The organism is Citrobacter sp. S55_ASV_140, assembly GCF_018919505.1.
Lineage (GTDB): Bacteria > Pseudomonadota > Gammaproteobacteria > Enterobacterales > Enterobacteriaceae > Citrobacter > Citrobacter werkmanii.
Map to the genome: position 1 here is coordinate 1 of NZ_JAHLQZ010000079.1, position 17961 is coordinate 17961.

At 53.2% G+C, this 17961-nt stretch carries 18 protein-coding genes, 1 tRNA gene and 1 other RNA gene; 10 read left to right on the forward strand and 10 right to left on the reverse strand.

The annotated features are described in order from the left end of the window. Positions 1–34: 34 nt before the first annotated feature. Positions 35–325 (reverse strand): HTH-type transcriptional regulator, encoded by a 291-nt coding sequence (locus KQJ18_RS13290; RefSeq protein WP_003024273.1) that lies wholly within the window; start codon positions 323–325, stop codon positions 35–37. 380 nt (positions 326–705) lie between these two features. Here KQJ18_RS13290 and KQJ18_RS13295 point away from each other — a divergent pair, with 380 nt between their 5' ends. Then, the gene (locus KQJ18_RS13295; protein WP_038635187.1) at positions 706–1416 is read left to right on the forward strand and encodes a DUF3053 domain-containing protein; all 711 of its coding nucleotides are present in this window, start codon (positions 706–708) and stop codon (positions 1414–1416) included. 57 nt (positions 1417–1473) lie between these two features. Here KQJ18_RS13295 and ghrB read toward each other — a convergent pair whose 3' ends face one another. The 6 genes from ghrB to KQJ18_RS13325 form a co-directional block, all read right to left on the reverse strand. Further along, positions 1474–2448 (reverse strand): glyoxylate/hydroxypyruvate reductase GhrB, encoded by a 975-nt coding sequence (gene ghrB / locus KQJ18_RS13300; RefSeq protein ID WP_038635185.1) that lies wholly within the window; start codon positions 2446–2448, stop codon positions 1474–1476. 22 nt (positions 2449–2470) lie between these two features. Then, entirely contained in the window at positions 2471–3751 is a 1281-nt protein-coding gene (locus KQJ18_RS13305; protein WP_038635177.1) for an MFS transporter, read from the reverse strand. A gap of 64 nt (positions 3752–3815) precedes the next feature. Continuing rightward, the gene (locus tag KQJ18_RS13310; RefSeq protein ID WP_216422109.1) at positions 3816–4754 is read right to left on the reverse strand and encodes a sugar kinase; all 939 of its coding nucleotides are present in this window, start codon (positions 4752–4754) and stop codon (positions 3816–3818) included. Between the two features lie 3 nt (positions 4755–4757). Continuing rightward, positions 4758–5507 (reverse strand): sugar phosphate isomerase/epimerase, encoded by a 750-nt coding sequence (locus tag KQJ18_RS13315; protein ID WP_216422110.1) that lies wholly within the window; start codon positions 5505–5507, stop codon positions 4758–4760. Between the two features lie 100 nt (positions 5508–5607). Further along, a complete protein-coding gene (locus KQJ18_RS13320) occupies positions 5608–6624 on the reverse strand; it encodes a LacI family DNA-binding transcriptional regulator (RefSeq protein WP_038635169.1) in 1017 nt (338 codons plus the stop codon). A 101-nt stretch (positions 6625–6725) separates the two neighbouring features. Continuing rightward, on the reverse strand, positions 6726–7388 hold the full coding sequence (locus tag KQJ18_RS13325) for an OmpA family lipoprotein (RefSeq protein WP_003827397.1): 663 nt from the start codon (positions 7386–7388) through the stop codon (positions 6726–6728). A 159-nt stretch (positions 7389–7547) separates the two neighbouring features. On the opposite strand from KQJ18_RS13325, the gene KQJ18_RS13330 reads away from it, so the two are divergent. Then, a complete protein-coding gene (locus KQJ18_RS13330; protein WP_216422111.1) occupies positions 7548–9881 on the forward strand; it encodes a molybdopterin guanine dinucleotide-containing S/N-oxide reductase in 2334 nt (777 codons plus the stop codon). On the opposite strand, the gene KQJ18_RS13335 is transcribed toward KQJ18_RS13330, so the two are convergent. Both KQJ18_RS13335 and tag read right to left on the reverse strand, forming a co-directional pair. Beyond that, entirely contained in the window at positions 9850–10290 is a 441-nt protein-coding gene (locus tag KQJ18_RS13335; protein ID WP_069323746.1) for an N-acetyltransferase, read from the reverse strand. The two genes, KQJ18_RS13330 and KQJ18_RS13335, sit on opposite strands and share 32 nt — an antisense overlap. Continuing rightward, a complete protein-coding gene (gene tag, locus KQJ18_RS13340; RefSeq protein ID WP_121529681.1) occupies positions 10280–10849 on the reverse strand; it encodes a DNA-3-methyladenine glycosylase I in 570 nt (189 codons plus the stop codon). Before tag ends, KQJ18_RS13335 begins: the two co-directional genes overlap by 11 nt. A gap of 159 nt (positions 10850–11008) precedes the next feature. On the opposite strand from tag, the gene KQJ18_RS13345 reads away from it, so the two are divergent. Then, positions 11009–11710, forward strand: coding sequence for an autotransporter outer membrane beta-barrel domain-containing protein (locus tag KQJ18_RS13345; protein ID WP_038635151.1), 702 nt, complete (start codon positions 11009–11011; stop codon positions 11708–11710). A 76-nt stretch (positions 11711–11786) separates the two neighbouring features. Here KQJ18_RS13345 and KQJ18_RS13350 read toward each other — a convergent pair whose 3' ends face one another. Then, a complete protein-coding gene (locus tag KQJ18_RS13350) occupies positions 11787–11963 on the reverse strand; it encodes a hypothetical protein (protein WP_159121630.1) in 177 nt (58 codons plus the stop codon). Here KQJ18_RS13350 and KQJ18_RS13355 point away from each other — a divergent pair. From KQJ18_RS13355 to KQJ18_RS13385, 7 genes are all read left to right on the forward strand, one after another. Next, a complete protein-coding gene (locus KQJ18_RS13355) occupies positions 11962–13164 on the forward strand; it encodes an MFS transporter (protein ID WP_038635150.1) in 1203 nt (400 codons plus the stop codon). The two genes, KQJ18_RS13350 and KQJ18_RS13355, sit on opposite strands and share 2 nt — an antisense overlap. Before the next feature lie 209 nt (positions 13165–13373). Further along, positions 13374–15068, forward strand: coding sequence for a kdo(2)-lipid A phosphoethanolamine 7''-transferase (gene eptB / locus KQJ18_RS13360; protein ID WP_121529680.1), 1695 nt, complete (start codon positions 13374–13376; stop codon positions 15066–15068). Positions 15069–15160: 92 nt separating this feature from the next. Next, a tRNA-Pro gene (locus KQJ18_RS13365) sits at positions 15161–15237 on the forward strand. Between the two features lie 32 nt (positions 15238–15269). Further along, positions 15270–15403, forward strand: a non-coding RNA gene (locus KQJ18_RS13370) — RtT sRNA. Between the two features lie 460 nt (positions 15404–15863). Next, positions 15864–16100, forward strand: coding sequence for a hypothetical protein (locus KQJ18_RS13375; protein WP_162267364.1), 237 nt, complete (start codon positions 15864–15866; stop codon positions 16098–16100). After that, positions 16015–17622 carry a dipeptide ABC transporter periplasmic-binding protein DppA gene (dppA, locus tag KQJ18_RS13380; protein WP_038635147.1) on the forward strand — a complete coding sequence of 536 codons (1608 nt, stop codon included), beginning with the start codon at positions 16015–16017 and terminating at the stop codon, positions 17620–17622. The genes KQJ18_RS13375 and dppA overlap by 86 nt, the downstream gene beginning before the upstream one ends. Before the next feature lie 166 nt (positions 17623–17788). Beyond that, positions 17789–17961: peptide ABC transporter permease (locus KQJ18_RS13385; protein ID WP_216422112.1), on the forward strand; the 173-nt coding region annotated here is incomplete at its 3' end.

The window sequence follows — 17961 nt, forward strand, 5'->3', positions numbered from 1 at the left end:
ACCGGACCGTTCTTCAGCAAAATTAAAAAATAGTTCAATCCATCAACTGCTTACTTAATCTCGGATCGGCCTGGATCAGGCGCATCAACTTCAATTCGGTAGTGGAAGGCTTAACGCGTTTAGACTCCCATTCATGCACCATCGCGACCGTCACGCCCATCACTCGGGCAAAATCATCTGTTTTTAAACCTGTCCCTCGTCGTAGCTGTTCAAATTCGGTGAAAGGGTTGGTTTTTTGCGTCAGAGTAACTGTCTGCGATACATCTTTAAAAACAATCTGCTCCAGACTGCTCAGCAGTTCAAACATTGGATCTTTGTATTCCATTGAGAACTCCTATAAATCACACAGCGGGATCGTGAATTTCATCGAAGCTCCTTAAGAGTAGTCGGAAAAAATGAAGTCGGATCTAAGGTTTGCGTGATGGATTCGTTTCAGCAGAGTATGAGCGACAAGCCTTTACAGGCTAACAAACTGATTAAGGTCGCGATCTCCGAACGATCGCTCCCGATTGTAAAGATGACGAAAATATGGCCCTGGGTACTGAATGGCGCATTGTTTAGCAAAAAAAAGGGGGGCGGGAGCGGTTATTTTCCCTCACAAGATTACGCGGAAAGGGTATCTTGCGAGCCTGACCTGGACTATCCTTGTCAACGTCTGGCACGCGGGTGTCGTTGTGCGCATTTTTGGGTGAAAGGAGTATTAAAATGGCGACAGGTAAGTCCTGCTCTCGCTGGTTTGCGCCTGTTTTGGCGCTCTTAATGGTAGTTGGCCTGAGTGGGTGTTTTGATAAAGAAGGCGATCAGCGCAAAGCGTTTATCGATTTTCTGCAGAATACTGCAATGCGTAGCGGGGAGCGTTTACCAACGCTGACCGCCGATCAGAAAAAACAGTTTGGCCCGTTTGTGTCCGATTACGCGATTCTGTATGGCTATTCTCAACAGATTAATCAGGCGATGGACTCCGGTCTGCGCCCAGTCGTTGATAGCGTAAATGCGATTCGTGTTCCTCAGGATTATGTGACTCAGCGTGAACCGCTGCGTCAGGCAAATGGCGCACTGGGTGTGTTAGGGCAACAGTTGCAGAATGCGAAACTGCAGGCAGATGCTGCGCATGGTGCGCTGAAGCAGGGTGAGGATCTCAAGCCGGTCTTTGATCAGGTCTACAATAAAGTCGTCACTGCGCCTTCAGAGGCGTTACAGCCGCTGATCCCTGCCGCGCAAATCTTCACGCAGCAACTGGTGCAGGTCGGTGATTTTGTGGCGCAACAGGATACGCAGGTGAGCTTTGTCGCCAACGGTATCCAGTTCCCAACCTCACAACAGGCAAGTCAGTACAACACGTTGATTGGCCCGTTGGCTGCTCAGCATCAGGCGTTTACTCAAGCCTGGACTGCTGCGGTGAATGCCACTCAGTAAAAGAGTACTGTAATACATGCAAGGCCGGGTAAGCGTGAGCGCTACCCGGCCTTTTGTTTATTGCGCGACCTGCGGGTTGACGCAGTTCTTCTCCACTCTTCCTTGCAGCGCATCGATTAAGTTATCCACCGCGCAGGCCGCCATGTTATAGCGCGTTTCGTGCGTGGCGGAACCGATGTGCGGCACGGCCACCACGTTGGGCAGTGACAGCAGTGGAGAGTCTGTCGCTACTGGCTCCTGCTCAAATACATCCAGACCTGCGGCATGAATGTCGCCGTTTTGCAGAGCGCTAATCAACGCTTTTTCATCGACCACCGGGCCACGTCCGGCATTAATGAAAATGGCGGAAGACTTCATTTTGGCAAACTGCTCGCTACTGAACAGATGATGTGTTTCGTTGGTTAATGGCAGGATCAGGCAGACAAAATCAGACTCCTGCAACAGTGTGTCGAGATCGCAGTAACGCGCGTTGAAGCGTTCTTCCGCTTCGTGATGATGACGGCGGGCGTTATAGAGAATCGGCATGCTAAAGCCGAAATGCGCACGCTGCGCCAGCGCGAGCCCAATACGACCCATGCCGACAATTCCCAGCGTTTTGTGGTGGACATCCGTACCAAACCAGTCCGGTCCGATACTTTTGGTCCATTCGCCAGACTTAACCCGTTCAGCAACTTCCACCACACGGCGAGCGGTGCTTAACATCAGCGCCATCACCGTGTCGGCGACGGTTTCCGTTAGTACGGTTGGCGTATGCATCAACAGCACCTTACGCGCATTAAGGGCATCGACATCGAAGTTGTCATAGCCTACGGAAATTGTGGATGTCGCTCGCAGCCTGGGCATTTTCTCCAACAGCGCGGTATTGACGGCTTCACTGGAGCCCAGCAGGCCTTCGGCGTTGGCAAAGGCCTCGGCGTGCTGTGCGACCGTTTCCGGGCGCAGGTTCGGTACAGAAGTCACAGTAAAATGCTCTTCCAGGCGATGCAGTAAATCGTCAGGTAACGCTTTATAGAGAATAATGGACGGCTTCATGCGGATCTCCGTAAGTTAAAATTTAAGCGTGGCGTGCGCCAACAGGTAGCTGTTGATTATTAGCAGGCTTAACAATGAGAGTTAGCCATACTGAGGCAAAAAGCGCTACCCCCATAAAAATGTACGAGGCGGATGGGCTGCCGGTTGCGCCATTGAGGTAGCCGACAAACCAGGAACCAAAGAATGAGCCTAATGCGCCCATGCTGTTAATCAGCGCCATGGCGCCACCGGCCACGTTGCGCGGCAGCATTTCAGGAATGATGGCGAAGAAGGGACCATATGGGGCGTACATTGCCGCGCCCGCAATAACCAGCAGCGTGTAGGACACCCAGAAGTGATCTGCACCAACGGCCCAGGAGCCGATAAAGGCGAAAGCGGCAATCAGTAACAGCGGCCAGACAAACAGCTTACGATTTTGCAGTTTATCAGAGGCCCAGGAGACGAGAATCATCGCTGCCGTCGCCGCCAGATACGGTACGGATGACAGCCAGCCAACTTCCACCATCCCCAGATTTGCGCCACCGTTGCGAATGATGGACGGCAGCCACAGCACAAAACCGTAGACGCCAATACTCCAGGCGAAATACTGCATACACAGCAGGATGACGTTACGTGAGCGGAAGGCCTCACCGTAGTTACGCACGGCTTTGATCCCTTGTTGCTCTTGTTCCAGTTGGGCCTGAAGCGCAGCTTTTTCGGATTCCGACAGCCAGCCGACCTGAGACGGTTTGTCTTTTACCAGTACCCACCAGCAGAACGCCCAGATGATGGCCGGGAAGCCCTCGATGATGAACATTTCCCGCCAGCCCAGCGCCTGAATGAGATAACCGGAAACGACGGACATCCATAAGACAGTCACCGGGTTACCGAGGATTAAGAAGGTGTTAGCGCGTGAACGCTCGGATTTCGTAAACCAGTTGCTGATGTAAATCAGCATTGCGGGCATCACGGCAGCTTCAACGACGCCAAGAATAAAGCGGATAGCGGCCAGCATCGGAATATTGCTGACCATCCCGGTTAACGAGGCGCAAGCCCCCCACAGGATCAGGCAGACAAAAATCAGTTTTCGTACGCTGCGACGCTCGGCGTAAATTGCACCCGGGATCTGGAAGAAGAAATAGCCAAGGAAAAACAGAGCGCCCAGCAGGGAAGAGATCCCTTTGGTAATGCCGAGATCCTCGTTAATGCCTGCGGCGGAGGCGAAGCTGAAGTTCGCGCGGTCAAGGTACGCCAGGCTATACGTGATAAACACGATTGGCATGATGTACCACCAGCGTTTTGCTGCATTGGTTGAGCTATTCATAGACTGCCCTCTGATTATGCTGATACGCCGCCTCTGTATGTAGGGTACAGAGTTGGCCGGGGGGTTATTCCCCTAATTGTTCACGTGTGGGTAATCCTTCGCTGTCGCCCTGAACCTGAATGGCCAGTGCGCCAATTTTATTGCCGCGGGTCACCGCCTGATGCAGCGAGCGGCCTTCCAGCAGAGCGCTGATCACGCCCACGGCAAAGCCATCGCCAGCGCCGACCGTATCAACCACGTTGTCGACTTTTACCGGTGCGACGCAGCCGTGCTCGCCGCTGGCGGTTTTGTACCAGGCGCCATCTGCCCCGGTTTTGATAATGACTGCCTTCACCCCATGGCGCAGATAAAAGTCGGCGATGGCTTCAGGCGTTTGTTGTCCGGTGAGAATCATTCCCTCTTTTAGACCAGGCAAAACCCAGTCAGCCTGGAATGCCAGCCGGTTCAGTTTTTCCACCATCTCGGCTTCGCTTTTCCACAGCACCGGACGCAAATTCGGGTCAAAGGAGATGGTTTTCCCTTGGGCTTTCAGCGTGCGGGCGGTATGCGCCAGAAGTTCATAGGAGCTGGCGGAAAGCGCGGCTGCCACGCCGCTCAGGTGCAAGTGACGTGCGCTGGCAAAATAGTCCTCGTGGTAATCCTCAATACTGAGATGGCTGGCTGCGGACCCTTTACGGAAGTACTCCACAATGGGATCGGTTCCATTTTCGACCTTAGATTTGAGCTGAAAGCCGGTAGCGAAGCGCTCATCCTGGGTGACTCCCTGCGCATTAATCCCTTCTTTTTCCAGCGACTTAATAATAAAACGGCCAAAACTGTCGTTACCTACGCGGCTTACCCAGCCGACATTCAGACCCAAACGAGCAAGACCGGTCGCCACGTTGAGTTCAGCGCCTGCCACGCGCTTGATAAATTGCTCTACATCCGCCAGGTCGCCGGTTTGCGTGGCGACAAACATCGCCATCGCTTCACCAATGGTGACCACATCCAGTGAATTCTTCATGCGTTACTCCTCGCGTAACAGCTCGACGTAATGGCGGGTAACCGCCGTCAAATCCTGCCCTTCCAGGGGAAACTCGATGCCGCGCGGAACATCGTCAGGCAGCGTTTTTAACAGCGCCAGCCAGCGCGGTTCGGCGGCATCAGGCGGCACTGCGCGGTAGCTGTCGCGATGTGTAACCGCGGCTTTGACATGGATGTATCCCACGGTTGGCGCCAGGTTTTTCGCCGCCTCTTCCGGGGAGTCACCAACCCACAGCCAGTTGCCCATATCAAAGGTCAGCGATATCGGCAGGTTTTGCGTCTGGCAGGCTTCGTTAAAGCACTGCATCGGCTGCAGGCGTCCGCAGGCGGTCTGATCGTTTTCGACAACCAGCTCCATCCCGCTGTCAGCCAGCCATGTACGTAAAACGTCGAACTGGCCGGTATGGGAAAAATGACCAAGGGAGACTTTTAACCACAGCGCTTGCAGGGCCTGCGCTTCCGCGAGTAACGCCGGAAGACGGGGATTGAGGTTACCGTCCTCAAGGAACAGTGGCTCAGGCGCTGAATAACAGGCCAGCAGGCAGAAGATTTCGATCGCTGAGGCCATCGTTGACAGTGTGGTGAGTTCGGTGTCAGTTAACATCTCGCGGCGAATTTCGACGCCGTCAGCACCGGCTTCAGCAATGATGGGCAGCATGGCGGTTTGTCCACCCGCAGCGCGGACCTGCTCATAGCCGTAGGCGGCGGTGACCACCATAATTTTTCTTTTCATGGAAACTCCATAACCAGCGTTCTTGCTATAACGCTAGATGGAACCGGTTCCAAAGAAAAGCCCATGATGCTGAATTTATGATCACCATCACGAAGGAAATTTAACGGGCGGTAGATCCGCGCACGATCAGTTCACCAGAGAAAACCTGCTCCTGAATGGCATCAGAACCGCCATCGATCCGGCGTACAACCTGTTCCACGGCGGTGTAGCCAATCTGCCAGGTGGGTTGTTTCAGCGTGGTAATGCCGACACCCGCCAGCTCGGCCCATTCCAGCTCGTCAAACCCGAGCAGGCCGATATCGCTGCCCCAGTTGAGGCCAATGCGCTTCAGGGCGCGGGCAACCTGTAGCGTGAGGGCGCCGTTGGCGGAGATAACGGCTTTGCGCATGCCTCGATGCTGCTGGTGGAACTGGCGCAGCGTGTCATCCAGTTGCGCATTGTCCGTTAGCGGAACTTCGGCATTTTGCGCGATAACGCCGGGGTAGCGTGCGAGCGTGGCGCGAAAGGCGCTCAGACGTTCGCGGCGGGTATTCACCATGCCGAGTGGTTCGCTGAGAAACAGAATGGCTTCAAAGCCTTGTTCAAGCAGGTGTTCCGTGGCAATCGTTGCGGCCTGGGTGTTATCCAGTCCGACCATATCACAGGCGAAATCAGGTATTTTACGATCAATTAGTACCATCGGTAGCGCAGACTGTTGCAGGCGGTTCAGCCCCTCTTCGCGCATCCCAACGGCGTTGACCACAATCCCTTCGACCTGGTAACTGCGCAACAGGTCAAGATAGTGCAACTCCTGATCCACTTCGTTGTTGGTGTTACATACCAGCGGGGTAAAGCCTTTATCGCGACAGGCGGCTTCAATTCCGCTTAATACGTTGACGGAGTAGGGATTGGTAATATCTGCGATGATCAGGCCAATCAGGCGGGTGCGACCGTGTTTCAGGCCGCGCGCCATCAGGCTGGGTCGGTAGTCGAGATCGGCAATGGCTTGTTCAATGCGGGCCAGCAGCGCGTCGGAAAGCAGGTGCTTTTCACCGTTGAGGTAGCGTGAAATGCTGGTCTTGCCGGTTTTTGCGGCCTTTGCCACATCGCTGATGGTTGCCCGTGTTGATTTGCTCATCGCTGATTTCCCTGAATTTGGTGACAACACCTTAACGCGAAAATCAACGATGGCAAGTGCTTCATGCCGGATCGGGCGCAGCCTGTCTCCGGCTCAAAACGTTACTGGATCGGGCTTAAGGTGATCTCTACGCGGCGGTTCTGCGCCTTACCTTCCGCCGTGCTGTTGCTGGCGATTGGGTTTGCCGGACCCATACCCTGAGTGCGGATACGGTTAGCCGCGACCCCTTGAGTGATCAAGGCGCTGGCGACGGAGTCCGCACGCTGCTGCGACAGACGCATATTCAGATCCTGGCTGCCGGTGCTGTCGGTGAAGCCCAGCACGTTAACCGCGGTTTTATTGTACTCTTTCAGGACCATGGCCACGCCGGTCAGGGTGTTAGCCCCGGCAGGTTTCAGGTTAGCGCTACTGCTGTCGAAGGTGACGTTGTTTGGCATGTTCAGAATGATGTTATCGCCACTACGCGTCACGCTGACGCCGGTTCCCTGCATTTTTTCGCGCAGTTTTGCTTCCTGCACATCCATGTAATAGCCGATACCACCGCCAACGGCCGCGCCAGCCGCTGCGCCAATCAGTGCGCCCTTGCCGCGATCTTTCTTCGAAGACGAGAGTGCGCCAATACCTGCGCCGACCAGAGAGCCAATGCCTGCGCCAATGCCGGATTTACCCGCTTCGCGTTCGCCGGTGTAAGGGTTTGTTGTGCAGCCAGAAACCGCCAGGGCGCCGCTCACGATGGCAGCAATAACAAAAACACGTTTCTTCATCTCAATTCCTTAATGACTTATTCTTCTTTGCCACAGCGACGGTGGCGGTTGATTATGACGTGTGAACATGAAGAAAATTCCAGGGAAGACTCTGAAATTTGTAAGTAACATTGAACGGCAGAATAAATAAGCCGCCACATCGTATTCAGGAGCGCCATCTTGGCTAATTCACCCGCACACTACTCAGTGTTAACCGCCGCCCACTGGGGACCTATTCTCGTCGAAACCGATGGCGAGACCGTTTTCTCCTCCCGTGGCGCATTGCCCACCACTCATCCCAACTCTTTGCAAACTGTGGTGCGTGACCAGGTACACAGTAAAACGCGGGTACGTTTTCCGATGGTACGTAAAGGCTTCCTCGTCTCGCCGGAAAGCCCACAAGGCGTGCGCGGGCAGGATGAGTTTGTTCGCGTCAGTTGGGATGACGCGCTGACGCTTATCCATACGCAGCATAAACGCATCCGTGACAGCTATGGCCCGGCCTCGATTTTCGCTGGTTCCTACGGCTGGCGCTCCAACGGTGTGTTACATAAAGCCGCGACCCTGTTACAGCGCTACATGGCGTTGGCGGGGGGTTATACCGGGCATCTGGGGGATTACTCCACGGGCGCCGCGCAGGCCATCATGCCGTACGTGGTGGGCGGTAACGAAGTTTACCAGCAACAGACCAGCTGGCCTGTCGTGCTGGAACACAGCGATGTGGTGGTGTTATGGAGCGCCAATCCGCTGAATACCCTGAAGATTGCCTGGAATGCTTCCGACGAACAGGGTCTCGCTTACTTCGAGGCATTGCGTGATAGCGGCAAACGTTTGATCTGTATCGATCCGATGCGATCGGAAAGCGTGGATTTCTTTGGCGATAAGATGGAATGGATCGCCCCGCATATGGGAACCGACGTGGCGCTGATGCTGGGCATCGCGCATACGCTGGTGGAAAACGGCTGGCACGACGCGGACTTTCTCGCCCGCTGTACCACCGGTTATGACCGCCTTGCCGACTATCTGCTGGGTAAAACTGATAATGTCGCAAAAACGGCAGAGTGGGCTGCTGAAATTTGTGGGATAACAGCGGAAAAAATACGCGAACTGGCGGCGATATTTCACCAAAACACCACCATGCTGATGGCGGGGTGGGGGATGCAGCGCCAACAGTATGGCGAGCAGAAACACTGGATGATTGTCACCCTGGCCGCCATGCTCGGGCAAATCGGCACACCTGGCGGTGGCTTTGGGCTGTCGTACCATTTTGCTAACGGCGGTAACCCAACGCGTCGTGCCGCTGTATTGGCTTCAATGCAGGCCAGCGTTAAAGGCGGCACCGACGCGGTGGATAAAATCCCGGTGGCGCGAATTGTCGAAGCGCTGGAGAACCCCGAGGGTTTTTACCAGCACAATGGAATGGACCGGCATTTCCCGGACATCCGCATGTTGTGGTGGGCCGGCGGGGCCAACTTTACTCATCACCAGGACACCAACCGTCTGATTCGCGCCTGGCAAAAACCGGAGCTGGTGGTTATCTCGGAGTGTTTCTGGACCGCCGCAGCTAAGCATGCCGATATCGTATTACCGGCGACCACCTCGTTTGAGCGCAACGACCTCACCATGACGGGTGATTACAGCAACCAGCACCTGGTGCCGATGAAGCAGGTTGTGCCGCCGCAGTATGAGGCGCGCAATGATTTTGATGTTTTTGCCAAACTGAGCGAGCGCTGGGAAAAGGGCGGGTATGAACGCTTCACCGAAGGTAAAAGCGAGCTGGCGTGGCTGGAGACCTTTTATAATATTGCCGGGCAGCGCGGGGCCAGCCAGCAGGTTACACTGCCGCCCTTCACCGAGTTTTGGCAGCGCAACGCCCTGATCGAAATGCCGGAAAACCCCGCCAACGCGCAATTTATTCGGTTTGCGGATTTTCGCCGCGACCCACAGGCGCATCCGCTGAAAACGGACAGCGGAAAAATTGAAATCTACTCCGCAAGGATTGCGGGTTACGGCTATGCGGATTGTGCGGGACACCCGATGTGGCTGGCGCCTGATGAGTGGTTTGGTAACGCCGAGCCGGGTCAGTTACAGCTGCTTTCCGCCCATCCGGCGCACCGTTTGCACAGCCAGTTGAATTACAGTGCGTTGCGTGAGCAGTATGCGGTGGCGGATCGTGAGCCCGTTACGATCCATCCGCAGGACGCCAACGCTCGTGGTATTAAGCATGGCGACACGGTGAGGGTGTGGAACCCGCGTGGGCAAATTCTGGCGGGTGCAGTCGTGACGACAGGGATCAAACCTGGCGTCATCTGCATTCATGAAGGCGCCTGGCCTGATTTGGATCTTACTGCCGGTGGTATTTGTAAAAATGGCGCCGTCAATGTGCTGACCAAAGATCTCCCCAGCTCGAAGCTGGGGAATGGCTGCGCGGGCAACACCGCGCTGGCGTGGCTCGAAAAATACAATGGACCCGCCCTGACGCTTACGGCGTTTGATCCGCCTGCCAGCCCATAATCCACGTGGGGTGGTGAGTCTCTTCCTGCCATGCGCCGTCTTCAATGCGAAAACCCAGCGCATGGTAGAAGTTTACCGCTGACTGATTCTTCTGGTAGACCTCCAGGCTGAGCAGGGAAAAGCGCTGCTGGACATGCCGCACCAGCGCTGTGCCAATTCCGCTTCTGATGGCCGCTGGCGCGACAAACAACGCGCCAAGAAAGCGTTCGTCAATCACGCTGACAAAGCCTTTGAGTACACCTTCCTCTTCCCACACCCAGGTTTGCGCGGCGGGCAGGTATACATCACGCACGACGGGTTCACTTTCGCGCCAGTAGCGTTCGTCGATAAACGGATGGGCATGGATCGTGCTTTCCATCCACAGCGCCAGAATTGACGGCAGATCGTCAGCTTTAGATTCACGAATCATGTTGTGTCCCTGGGTAACAGATGCAACTGGTGATATGGTCGTTGACCAGACCACAGGCCTGCATAAAGGAGTAACAGATGGTGGTGCCGACAAACTTAAACCCGCGTTTTTTTAATGCCTTAGACAGAGCATCTGACGCAGGCGTTGAGGTGGGGATATCGCTCAGGTTGGCGGCGCAGGTCACTTGCGGTTGGTTATCAACAAATGACCAGACGAACTCGCTAAACGGTTCACCGTTTTGCGCCATGGTCAGAAAGGCGCGAGCGTTACCGATAATGGCCTGAATTTTTCCGCGATGGCGAATAATGCCGGCATCCTGTACCAGCCTTTCCACATCCTCTTCTGTCATGGCTGCCACTTTTTCCGGATCAAAATGGTGGAAGGCGTGGCGATAATTTTCCCGTTTCTTCAGTACGGTAATCCATGATAATCCCGCCTGCTGGCCTTCCAGGCAGATCATTTCAAACAGCTTCTTGCCATCGGTTTCGGGGACGCCCCATTCCTTGTCGTGATAGGCAATGTAAAGTGGGTCCTGGCTGACCCATCCGCAACGCTGCATATTCTTCCTCGCTGTTTTTACTGGCGTAAAAATTTCATTCGGCCCGCCTTGACGCGCCAGCTAAAAAGACAATATTTAATACAGGGCCTGATGGGCCCGATTTCCTACACACAATGACAATAATATCGCCGAATTCGGCTCTTTTCTGGAGTCGCGTTGATGATTATAAGAAACAGTAGTGGTCGCCAAAGGTTAACTCTGGCGAGCGTCGTAGTTTGTGCGCTGTCCATCAATACAGCATATGGCTGGCAACAAGAATATATCGTTGATGCGATGTCAGGGCATACGGCTGAACGTTATACATGGGACAGCGATCACCAACCACGTTATAACGACATTCTGGAGGAACGTATTCGTTCTACGCAGAACGTGGCGGGTCCGGTGGTGAATCTGGCCGATCAGACGCTGATGGATACGACCAGCGGCATGAGTATGGGCTGGAACTTTCCGCTTTCCAGACAGGTAACGACCGGACCGGTCGCCGCCTTACATTATGACGGCTCGACCACGTCTACCTACAACGAGTTTGGTGATAGCGCGACCTCGATAACACCGACCGATCCGTTGTGGCATGCCAGCGTCAGCACGTTAGGCTGGCGAGTCAATTCGCAGTTCGGTGATGTGCGTCCATGGGCGCAAATCAGCTATAACCAACAGTTTGGCGAGAATATCTGGAAGGCGCAGTCGGGCCTCAGCCGCATGACGACAGCAGGACAGGACGGTAACTGGCTGGATGTTACCGTCGGCGCGGATATGCTGTTGAACCCGCATATGGCGGCTTACGCCGCACTTTCTCAGGCAGAAAACAGTACCAACAATAGCGACTATATGTACACCATGGGGGTTAGCGCTAAATTTTAACGAAAGAAATCATTGGTTATACATCTTAGTTACATATTAGGATCAATAATCACACGCCTTTCAGCGATAGTGTGTACTAACTCTTGCGATAAAATTCAGTATCCCGACTTTTTGTCTCGTCATTCATTCCGCAATCCAGGCATTTCATTCCGTCCTGGCGGCATTTCATGCCGTTTTTTCCTGGTATAAATGGCGCTTCGGTATGGTTGTTGGCAGAGAATTTCCCATTTTGCTTATGCAGGAAGACTGCCATGAAAACTTCTGATTATCAGCGCACCCGTTGGCTGACACTGATCGGCACCATCATTACCCAATTTGCCTTAGGTTCTGTTTATACCTGGAGCCTGTTTAATGGCGCGCTCTCTTCTAAACTGGACGCGCCGGTGAGTCAGGTTGCATTTTCCTTTGGTTTGCTGAGCCTGGGGTTGGCGATTTCTTCTTCCGTCGCCGGAAAACTGCAAGAACGTTTTGGCGTGAAACGCGTCACTATGGCCTCCGGTATCTTACTGGGCGTCGGCTTCTTCTTAACCGCCCACTCTGACAGCCTGATTATGCTGTGGTTGAGCGCCGGTGTACTGGTCGGCCTGGCGGATGGCGCAGGATACCTGTTAACCCTTTCCAACTGCGTAAAATGGTTCCCTGAGCGTAAGGGGCTGATTTCCGCCTTTGCCATCGGCTCTTATGGCCTGGGTAGCCTCGGTTTTAAATTCATCGACAGCCAACTGCTCAGCACCGTGGGTCTGGAAAAAACCTTTATGATCTGGGGCGCAATTGTGCTGGTGATGATCGTCTTTGGCTCCATGCTGATGAAAGATGCGCCGAATCAGGAAGTGAAGGCGAAAAATGGCGTGGTCGAGAACGACTACACTCTGGCGCAGTCCATGCGTAAACCACAGTACTGGATGCTGGCCGTGATGTTCCTGACTGCATGTATGAGCGGGCTGTATGTAATTGGCGTGGCGAAAGATATTGCACAGAGCCTGGCGCATATGGACGTAGCCACGGCGGCAAATGCAGTGACCGTCATCTCCATCGCTAACCTGTCAGGCCGTCTGGTACTGGGTATTCTGTCCGACAAAATCTCTCGTATTCGTGTTATCACCATTGGTCAGGTTGTTTCGCTGGTCGGTATGGCGGCACTGCTGTTCGCCCCGCTCAATGACGTTACGTTCTTTGCGGCGATTGCCTGCGTGGCATTTAACTTTGGCGGCACCATCACCGTGTTCCCGTCACTGGTGAGTGAGTTCTTTGGTCTCAATAACCTGGCTAAAAACTACGGGGTTATTTACCTGGGCTTCGGTATCGGCAGTATTTGTGGTTCCATTATCGCCTCGCTGTTTGGCGGATTCTATGTGACCTTCTGCGTTATCTTTGCGCTGTTAATCATCTCGCTGGCACTTTCCACCACTATTCGCCAGCCGCAACGTAGCGTATATACTGAGGCGCACGCCTAAATCTATTAGTAGCCTGATTAATACCTGGCGCATATATTTACAAAAATATATGCGTCATTTGCATTCTCTATAAGCACTTTTCTTCCCTCCTGTGGTCTACTTACCCGCGCCCGTAGATTTCACCTCTGCTGTTGTCGCATTTTTCCCCTGTTTGGTCTGTTTGGCCGCTGCACAGGGAGTTTTTATCCCGATCCCCAGGGTTTGTTTGCATGAGATACATTAAGTCGATGACGCAGCAGAAACTCAGTTTCTTGCTGGCAATCTATATCGGTTTGTTTATGAACTGTGCTGTATTTTTCCGTCGCTTTAGCGGATATGCGCACGAATTCACCGTCTGGAAAGGACTCTCTGCGGTTGTTGAATTAGCTGGCACTGTGCTGGTGACCTTCTTTTTATTACGTCTTCTCTCTTTATTCGGACGACGGGTCTGGCGTGTGCTGGCAACCTTTGTGGTGCTGTGTTCTGCCGGCGCCAGTTATTATATGACCTTCCTGAACGTGGTAATTGGCTATGGTATTATTGCCTCCGTCATGACCACGGATATTGATTTATCTAAAGAAGTCGTCGGCTGGCATTTTATCGTGTGGCTGGTTTCAGTCAGTATTGTGCCGTTGGTTCTTATTTGGAGTAACCGCTGCCGCTATACGCTAATGAGACAGATTCGTACGCCGGGCATGAGATGGCGTAGCGTGGCGGTGGTGTTACTGGCAGGCCTGATGGTGTGGGTGCCGATTCGCCTGTTGAGCATGCAACAGAGAAGCGTTGAACGGGAAACCGGCATCGATCTACCCAGCTATGGCGGGGTTGTGGCGAACTCTTATTTGCCGTCAAACTGGCTCTCAGCGTTGGGCCTGTACGCCTGGGCGCAGGTGGATGAGTCATCAGATAACAAATCGCTGATGAACCCGGCCAAAAAGTTTACCTATGTCGCGCCGAAGAACCTCGACGACACCTATGTGGTCTTTATTATCGGGGAAACGACCCGCTGGGATCATATGGGAATTTTTGGCTATGAGCGAAATACCACGCCAAGGCTCGCCCAGGAGAAAAATCTGGCCGCATTCCGCGGATATTCCTGCGATACGGCAACCAAACTTTCTCTGCGCTGCATGTTTGTCCGTGAGGGTGGGGCGGAAGAAAATCCGCAGCGTACGCTGAAAGAACAAAACGTTTTTGCCGTGCTTACTCAGCTAGGGTTCAAGACAGATCTCTACGCCATGCAAAGCGAGATGTGGTTTTACAGTAATACCATGGCGGAGAATATCTCCTACCGTGAGCAGATCGGCGCTGAGCCGCGTAACCGTGGCAAAAACGTTGATGACATGCTGTTGATTCCCGAGATGCAGCAGTCTCTGCAGCAGAACGATGACGGTAGTAAGCACCTGATTATTCTGCATACCAAAGGATCGCATTTTAACTATACGCAGCGCTACACCCGTGAATATGCACAGTGGAAGCCGGAATGCGTCAATGTTGATAGCGGCTGCTCAAAAGCGGAGATGATCAACTCATTCGATAACTCGGTAACTTATGTTGATCACTTTATCACTCAAGTATTTGATCAACTGCGCGATAAGAAAGCGATAGTGTTCTACGCTGCCGATCACGGTGAGTCAATTAACGAGCGTGAGCACCTGCACGGGACGCCGCGTAAAATGGCGCCGCCTGAGCAGTTCCGCGTTCCTATGCTGGTGTGGATGTCTGACAAGTATCTGGAAGACCCCGATCATGCGAAGGCGTTCGCCCATCTGAAGCAAGAAGCGGATATGAAGGTGCCGCGTCGTCACGTGGAGCTGTACGACACTATTTTAGGTTGCCTTGGTTATACCTCGCCAAATGGCGGTATTAACGAGAATAACAACTGGTGCCGTATCCCGGACGCGAAGAAGGTTGCAGCCCAGTAACGGAGGCTGCTGACTTTCTCGCCGATTAAATGCCATTTTGATGCTAAGGGATTGACGGGCGCGCTGCTGAGCAGTAAGATGCGCCCCGCATTCGGTGATTGGCGCAGCCTGGTAGCGCACTTCGTTCGGGACGAAGGGGTCGGAGGTTCGAATCCTCTATCACCGACCAAATTTAAAACCCTGCTCAACGAGCAGGGTTTTTTGCATTATGGCCCGTGAGGATGAGAACCTCCGGGGGCAAGAGGTTCGACTCGAGCGTAGCGAGAGAACGTTGCGCCAGCAACGGCCCGCAGGGCGAGCCACGCAGTGGCGAGTAATCCTCTATCCGGCCTACAGGCTCAGTTTCACCCCGGCGTGTATGGCGTTTCCAATCCCATCTTTGACCTTCATTTTGTCTACAAAAATTGTGCGCCACTTCCCACTGACTGTTAACGATTCTGTGACATATTCCATTGCCTTTTTTTATATTTGCATGAAACTTTTTTTGCGCTACTTATGGCTGAACCTGGCATTTTCCGCTGTGCGTTTTAACGTTCATGGTATTAATCGCTCAGATATGCAGCATTAATTTAGAAAGTTTTAAGAATTTGCATAAATGTTAATCACCAAATGTTGCTAAATATTAAGATATTTATTCTGGTACAGAGCGCGTAGCACAAATTTCCCTGCTGAAAATAGCCGTCTGCACTTTTTTTAATCTTTGTTTGTCAATTCTCACCGTTGGTGTAAATCACGGTTACCTGTATTGACGTTTTCACATTCTGTTGACAGATTGTAGGGCATGAGGGGCATTTCATGGAGAATCCGCACTGCAACTCAGTCGCTTATGTGAACGGAATCCCCATCCTCTTAACGCCGACCCGGCCGGGTAAAAAACAAAAAAGGCCAGGCGGTGCAAACCCACTGCAAAGGGTAAAACAACAAACATCACATTTGGAGCAGAAGAATGAGTATTTCCTTGAAGAAGTCAGGGATGCTGAAGCTTGGTCTGAGCCTGGTGGCCATGACCGTCGCAGCAAGCGTACAGGCTAAAACTCTGGTTTATTGTTCAGAAGGATCTCCTGAAGGCTTTAACCCGCAGCTTTTCACCTCTGGCACCACCTATGATGCCAGCTCCGTACCGATCTATAACCGCCTGGTTGAATTCAAAATCGGTACCACCGAAGTGATCCCGGGCCTTGCTGAGAAGTGGGAAATCAGCGAAGACGGTAAAACCTACACCTTCCACCTGCGCCAGGGCGTGAAGTGGCAGGACAATAAAGATTTCAAACCGACGCGCGATTTTAACGCCGATGACGTGGTGTTCTCGTTCGATCGTCAGAAAAATGCCCAGAACCCGTACCACAAAGTCTCTGGCGGCAGTTATGAATACTTCGAAGGGATGGGTCTGCCAGATCTGATCTCCGAAGTGAAAAAAGTGGACGATAAAACCGTTCAGTTCGTACTGACGCGTCCGGAAGCTCCTTTCCTGGCCGATCTGGCGATGGACTTCGCTTCTATTCTTTCTAAAGAATACGCAGATAACATGCTGAAAGCCGGTTCCCCGGAGAAAGTAGACCTCAACCCAATTGGTACCGGTCCGTTCCAACTGCAGCAATACCAGAAAGACTCCCGTATTCTGTATAAAGCTTTCCCGGGCTACTGGGGTACTAAGCCGCAGATCGACCGTCTGGTCTTCTCTATTACGCCTGATGCTTCCGTACGTTACGCCAAACTGCAGAAGAATGAGTGCCAGGTGATGCCGTATCCAAACCCGGCAGACATCGCGCGTATGAAGCAGGATAAAAACATCAACCTGATGGAGCAGGCTGGTCTGAACGTGGGCTACCTCTCCTACAACACCGAGAAGAAACCGTTTGATGACGTCAAAGTTCGTCAGGCGCTGACTTACGCGGTAAACAAAGAAGCGATCATCAAAGCCGTTTATCAGGGCGCTGGCGTGGCCGCGAAGAACCTGATCCCACCGACTATGTGGGGCTATAACGATGACATTAAAGACTACAGTTACGATCCTGAGAAAGCGAAAGCGCTGCTAAAAGAAGCCGGTCAGGACAAAGGCTTTACCGTTGAGCTGTGGGCAATGCCGGTACAGCGTCCGTACAACCCGAACGCACGCCGTATGGCGGAGATGGTTCAGGCTGACTGGGCGAAAATTGGCGTTCAGGCCAAGATTGTGACCTACGAGTGGGGCGAGTATCTGAAACGCGCCAAAGCGGGTGAGCATCAGGCCGTCATGATGGGCTGGACCGGTGACAACGGGGATCCGGATAACTTCTTCGCCACCCTGTTCAGCTGTGCGGCAGCGAAAGATGGTTCCAACTACTCTCGCTGGTGCTACAAGCCGTTTGAAGACTTGATCCAGCCGGCGCGTGCCACCGACGATCACAACAAGCGTATCGAACTGTACAAACAAGCTCAGGTTGTTATGCACGATCAGGCTCCGGCTCTGATTGTTGCTCACTCCACCGTGTACGAGCCAGTGCGTAAAGAAGTTAAAGGCTATGTGGTTGATCCATTAGGCAAACATCACTTCGAAAACGTCTCTGTCGAATAATTAAAAGCAATCAAGGAAGCGCTGCGCCCCGGTGTTGTGTAGGCCGGATAAGCGCAGCGCCATCCGGCGTAATGCTTTACCCGCGATGCAGTTTGCGTGGGATAAGATTTGTGAGCAATACAGACTCACGGTTCCAGGCCGTGCGTCATTAGAGAGAATCCGGGTTATGTTGCAGTTCATTCTCCGACGTTTGGGACTCGTCATCCCCACGTTTATCGGTATCACTCTTCTCACTTTTGCCTTCGTCCATATGATCCCCGGCGATCCGGTAATGATCATGGCGGGTGAGCGTGGGATCTCCCCTGAGCGTCATGCTCAACTGCTGGCCGAACTTGGTTT

Coding starts and splice junctions, on each gene's coding strand:
- KQJ18_RS13355 (WP_038635150.1), top strand. CDS start 11,962: ATGAAAACTTCTGATTATCAGCGCACCCGTTGGCTGACACTGATCGGC.
- KQJ18_RS13325 (WP_003827397.1), bottom strand. CDS start 7,388: ATGAAGAAACGTGTTTTTGTTATTGCTGCCATCGTGAGCGGCGCCCTG.
- tag (WP_121529681.1), bottom strand. CDS start 10,849: ATGCAGCGTTGCGGATGGGTCAGCCAGGACCCACTTTACATTGCCTAT.
- KQJ18_RS13295 (WP_038635187.1), top strand. CDS start 706: ATGGCGACAGGTAAGTCCTGCTCTCGCTGGTTTGCGCCTGTTTTGGCG.
- KQJ18_RS13350 (WP_159121630.1), bottom strand. CDS start 11,963: ATGGCAGTCTTCCTGCATAAGCAAAATGGGAAATTCTCTGCCAACAAC.
- KQJ18_RS13335 (WP_069323746.1), bottom strand. CDS start 10,290: ATGATTCGTGAATCTAAAGCTGACGATCTGCCGTCAATTCTGGCGCTG.
- ghrB (WP_038635185.1), bottom strand. CDS start 2,448: ATGAAGCCGTCCATTATTCTCTATAAAGCGTTACCTGACGATTTACTG.
- KQJ18_RS13305 (WP_038635177.1), bottom strand. CDS start 3,751: ATGAATAGCTCAACCAATGCAGCAAAACGCTGGTGGTACATCATGCCA.
- KQJ18_RS13375 (WP_162267364.1), top strand. CDS start 15,864: ATGGAGAATCCGCACTGCAACTCAGTCGCTTATGTGAACGGAATCCCC.
- KQJ18_RS13320 (WP_038635169.1), bottom strand. CDS start 6,624: ATGAGCAAATCAACACGGGCAACCATCAGCGATGTGGCAAAGGCCGCA.
- KQJ18_RS13345 (WP_038635151.1), top strand. CDS start 11,009: ATGATTATAAGAAACAGTAGTGGTCGCCAAAGGTTAACTCTGGCGAGC.
- KQJ18_RS13315 (WP_216422110.1), bottom strand. CDS start 5,507: ATGAAAAGAAAAATTATGGTGGTCACCGCCGCCTACGGCTATGAGCAG.
- dppA (WP_038635147.1), top strand. CDS start 16,015: ATGAGTATTTCCTTGAAGAAGTCAGGGATGCTGAAGCTTGGTCTGAGC.
- KQJ18_RS13290 (WP_003024273.1), bottom strand. CDS start 325: ATGGAATACAAAGATCCAATGTTTGAACTGCTGAGCAGTCTGGAGCAG.
- eptB (WP_121529680.1), top strand. CDS start 13,374: ATGAGATACATTAAGTCGATGACGCAGCAGAAACTCAGTTTCTTGCTG.
- KQJ18_RS13310 (WP_216422109.1), bottom strand. CDS start 4,754: ATGAAGAATTCACTGGATGTGGTCACCATTGGTGAAGCGATGGCGATG.